Raw genomic sequence first — 4339 nt, 5'->3', positions numbered from 1 at the left:
TCGGGCGCATCGCCGGTCTTCCTGCGCCAGTCCTCCGTAGCGATCTTGAACACCTCCGAAATAAAGGTGTTGCGACGACCGGTTGAATTCGCCCTGCGACCCGCGATCGGAATGAACAATGCATCCGGCGACCTGGCCGCCTCTGGTCGCGATCGCCATCTGCAGTGCGACGCTGACCAGCGCGGCGTCGTGCCGCTGCCCCATCGCGAAGCCCAGGACCCGGCGGGAGAACGCGTCGTGGACACTCGCGAGGTACAGCTTGCCCTCGCCGGTGTCGATCTCTGTCATGTCGCCCCACCACAGCACGTCGGGCGCGATGGCGTCGAACTTGCGTCGTACGAGGTCAGGGGCTGTCTTTCAGCGGCCGAACCAGCTGTGGCGAACCCAGCGTAGAGGTCGCCGGCAACCTTGCCGTACCGCTCACCTCCGCTCCCGCGGGGAGCAGCTGTTCGTCGCGCTGCTCTTGGCCCTCGTCGGCCTGGCCCTGGCCGTCGGCTTCGGCTACGCCGTCCACCGCTGCCCGGCGCTCGCTGTGCCGGTCACCGTCGCCATCGGCGCCGCCGGCTTTTACGCCGCGGTCGTGTTCGGCATCACGAGGCGGCCGCCTCGTGATGGTTGGGTTGCCGCGCCAGTCCCACGGTCGGCCTGCGCCGGTTCGTAGGCCGATCCCCGCGCATCAGTAGATGGAGAGTGGGGGCACAACGATCGATGAACCGTTGTCTCGTAGTCTTGCTTGCCACTGGGCTTCGATGTTGGGACGTAGCTGCCGAATTTGCCGCCAGCCCTCAATCGAATCAGGCAGAGCGTCTCCCCTCGACCAAGCCCCCATCAGCATGCGGGTCTCGCTCCGGGACAGGAACGCCACTTCCGGCAGGGAGTATCCGGGCACACTGTCGGATAGGGCCATGTCCACGAGGTAGCAGATTTCCGCGATGCGGAGGCGTAGCTCCTTGTCCAACAAGAACGACTGCTCGAATCCCAGGGTGGCGCATATCTTGGTGGCGCTCTCCACAGTGTCGTCGGACGGCTGGTTGAGAAGCATGATGGGATGTTCCAAGTAGGCGCCCAGGATGTTCTCGACCGCGCTGCGCTCCCGGTCTGCCTTGGCGGCCCTGCTCTCGTCTTCAATGGCTCGTCGCCGGGCCGCCTCCGCGTCCTCCAAGGACTCCTGCCGGGCCCTCTGAGCCTGGCGACGGGCGCCGATCCTTCCGATGGTGTCGCCGCTGAGGCCTATAAGCCCGCCGACGGCAACGCTGACGACAGTTCCCCACTCCATGGGCTACCCCCGTGTAGTTGAAGCGCCGCCTGGGTGTTTGACGACCGGGGCGCAGAGCTAAGACGGCCACCATCTACTTGGCCGGACTCCATGTCGCAGGCATCTTCCTCTGGTCCGCACGAACTCGCTCGCTCGCGACCAAGGCCCGCTGAGCACCTGCGCGCATCCAACGGGCATCCGCAACCATGCGACGAGCTGTCTCGCTGCAGGGCACGCGCTCTCACCACGCAGTTCCGCTCGTGCATCTCCCGCCTCCAGGCCACGCTGCCCACTTCAAGCGTTCCCATCACAGCCCCCTCGGGGCCGAGCTCGCCGGGCCGGACATGGCGACAAGAGCCTGAGTGCAGGTTACTCCGCACACCGAGGCCAGTGGTTACCAGAGATCAACGGTCACGCTGCGTACGCGGCCACACGAAGTGGACCAGAGCCCTGCTGGGTTCTGGCACAGATCTTGGGGAGCGGTCGCGGAGTGTCATCGGGGCAACAGCATGGGTAGGGTCAGCCCGTAGGGCGGTTTGCCGGGACAGTCGAAATTTCCGGGCACTCTCGCGAGCCGTGCTGGCATCGTATGAATCATGGCAGCGATAGACGACACATCCGGACCAGACAGCCCTGTCCGCAGGGCATATCCGCCTCTGGTGGAGGCAGCGTGGCTGTATCAGGCGGATCAGGTGTGTCCGGAAGACCTGCCGATGACCGCTGCCCAGGCACTCGCCATGGGCTTGGACACGCCGACCCTGTGCGAGCTCGCCGGTCTGCCGCGTCACGCGGACCCTCGGGACATCCGCGACACATTCGAGCAGGCTCTCGAAGAATTGGGGATCACTCTGCCCGATCACCACGTGGCCCGACGATACGCGCTGCGCAGGCTGGCCACGCGATTCACCGCCGGGGAGGTGGATCTTGCCGAGTTGGCATCGGACGAGTGGTCGGAGCTGGAGGTTCAGACCGCTGAGGAGCATGCATTCGTGGCGCTACTCCCGCCATGCGCGTGCTGCATCGAGTACACGCTGGGGCTCGACGAGGCGGCATGGAAAGCGCAACTGCAGATCGCGGCCTGTGCCTTGGTCTCACATCCCAGCGTCGGGCCGCGCTCCTGAAGAGTGAGGTCAGGAGGCGTTTCTGTCACCACATCAGGGGTCGCGATCGCGGAGAGTCACTGAATCAGGATCATTTTGCGGAGGAGTTCGAATCCGGCTCGGCCGTAGAGCTGTCTCTTGATCTTCTTGATGCGGTTGACGGCGCCCTCGATGCTGCCGGAGCTCCAGTCGAGGGTGAGCCCGGCTGTCACGGCGTCGAGGTCCCGGAGCAGGTGCAGTGCGAAGCCGGTAAGGCCGGGTAGCTGGCTGGCGTCGACGGCGTCGATCCAGGTGGGGAGTGTGGAGCCGAGGCGGTCGGTGAGTATCTCGCCGAAGTCGCGGACATGTCCGGCGGCCTTGTCCAGTTCGGGGCAGCGCGCCAGAACCTCCTTCAGGCCGGCGTGGTCTTTCTCGGTCAGTGTCACGGGGTGCCGGGTGAGCCAGCCGGTCACCTGCCGCACCGTCGGCGGCCGAGGCGGTGCTTCGGACGGAGCCGCACGCAGGGTGGCGATGTGGGCGCGGACCATGCCGTAGGTGACGGGAGCGTGCTCGGCTATCAGTTCGCCGTGCAGTCGGGTGACGCTGGTGCATCCCTCGGCGAAGCGTCGCTCCAGGTAGGGCTTGTAGGGGTCCAGTCTGCTGGGCCGGGGCCGGTTCTCGCGGATGGTGTCCTGCCAGCGTGCGGCGTTCGCGTACCGGAGCACGGTGTTGAGGCCCCAGCCAGGTGCCGGGCGATCGCCCGGCGTGAGTGGCCTTGGGCGAGCACCTCGTGGACCAGGGTGTGTGCAGCCTTCTTGCGCTCGGCCCGCCGGCCGACGGGCTCCGGGTCGTCCTGCGGCCGACCGGCAGCCGGCCGGGTGTCCTGCGACAGCATGCCGCTGGGCGACGGGCTGCGCAGGCAGTCGCGGTGGGCGGCGACGCAGGTCTCCACGGCGCGGCCGAGACCCTGCCACAGATGGAACCGGTCGGCGACCTGCAGAGCATCGGGGGCACCGCAGCGGGCGCCCTCGGCGTAGGCGCCCGCCCGGTCCCGGCAGATGATCTCCACGCCGGGGTGGCGGATCAGCCAGGCGGCCAGCGGCCCGGCTTCACGCGTCGGGAGCACATCGACCACGCGATGGTCTTCGACGCTGGTCAAGACGGTGGAGTAGGTCTGGCCGCGGCGGATCGCGAAGTCGTCCACGCCCAGCACACGCGGAGTGCTGAACTCCGGATCGGGCAATGCCATGACCCTGCGCAACAAGGTCATCCTTCCGGCGCCGAAGCCCAGCTGGGCGGCCAGCCGGGCGCCGGCCCGCCCGGCCAGGGCGAGCCCCACTCGCTCCAGGGCGTGGTTGAGCCGCGTGGTGAACCGTGCGTGCGGGGCGGCCAGCCTGGAGAACGGCTCGGCGAACGTCCGGCGTGGGCAGTCCGCCGACGCGCAGATGAAGCGCCGGACCGTCAGCCGGATCACGAAGCCCTGCTCAGCGAGCGGAAGGTCCTTCAGCCTGCGCTGGTAACGGTCGTGGACTCGGTCCGAGAAGCGGCCGCAGTCCGGGCATGCAGCCCCGGCCACGCGGCCTCGCGCCACCACCTCAACCGTACCGAACGCGGCCGAAACCGCCTCGACATCCACATCGTCGGTCCCGTCGAACACCAGCGAGTCCCAGAACGGCGCATCGGTCTGCATGACCAGCACCATCACCGCCCACAGCCGACCAGAGCAGCGATCGGCAGGCACCTGATGGAGCGTCATTTCCGACTGTCAGACAACAAGGCGTACGCCGTCTCACGCGAGCCAGTCTCCTGCAATCGAACATCGAGGTAACGCTCCGCGACCGCTCCCCAAGATCTGTGCCAGAACCCAAAGCCGGTGAACAAAGCCACCCGATCATGGACGTTCCACCCGCCCCCCACCGCTGCCGGTGAGCAGCACATCGCACACCTGCGCGCCGCCCTCCAGCGCGTGCTGCCCCTGCTCAGCTTCTACGCCGGCCGGGAAGCC

General features: G+C 67.5%; 5 protein-coding genes. 1 reads left to right on the top strand and 4 read right to left on the bottom strand.

All coding sequences use genetic code 11. The features are described from left to right. Both AB0G56_RS42050 and AB0G56_RS42045 read right to left on the bottom strand, forming a co-directional pair. On the bottom strand, positions 1-306 hold a 306-nt coding region (locus tag AB0G56_RS42050; protein WP_360981603.1), incomplete at its 3' end, for a DDE-type integrase/transposase/recombinase. Between the two features lie 370 nt (positions 307-676). Continuing rightward, complete coding sequence (locus tag AB0G56_RS42045; RefSeq protein ID WP_360981600.1) at positions 677-1276, bottom strand: hypothetical protein; 600 nt, start codon at positions 1274-1276, stop codon at positions 677-679. 638 nt (positions 1277-1914) lie between these two features. Here AB0G56_RS42045 and AB0G56_RS42040 point away from each other — a divergent pair. Beyond that, the gene (locus tag AB0G56_RS42040; RefSeq protein ID WP_360981597.1) at positions 1915-2376 is read left to right on the top strand and encodes a hypothetical protein; all 462 of its coding nucleotides are present in this window, start codon (positions 1915-1917) and stop codon (positions 2374-2376) included. Between the two features lie 56 nt (positions 2377-2432). Here AB0G56_RS42040 and AB0G56_RS42035 read toward each other — a convergent pair whose 3' ends face one another. Both AB0G56_RS42035 and AB0G56_RS42030 read right to left on the bottom strand, forming a co-directional pair. Further along, positions 2433-2807, bottom strand: a complete 375-nt coding sequence (locus AB0G56_RS42035; protein ID WP_360981594.1) for a transposase — start codon at positions 2805-2807, stop codon at positions 2433-2435. A 104-nt stretch (positions 2808-2911) separates the two neighbouring features. Continuing rightward, positions 2912-4090 (bottom strand): ISL3 family transposase, encoded by a 1179-nt coding sequence (locus AB0G56_RS42030; protein ID WP_360981591.1) that lies wholly within the window; start codon positions 4088-4090, stop codon positions 2912-2914. Between the last annotated feature and the right edge of the window lie 249 nt (positions 4091-4339).

Source organism: Streptomyces sp. NPDC021356 (genome assembly GCF_040641015.1).
Classification (GTDB): domain Bacteria; phylum Actinomycetota; class Actinomycetes; order Streptomycetales; family Streptomycetaceae; genus Streptomyces.
This window is presented reverse-complemented; position numbering and strand designations above follow the sequence as displayed.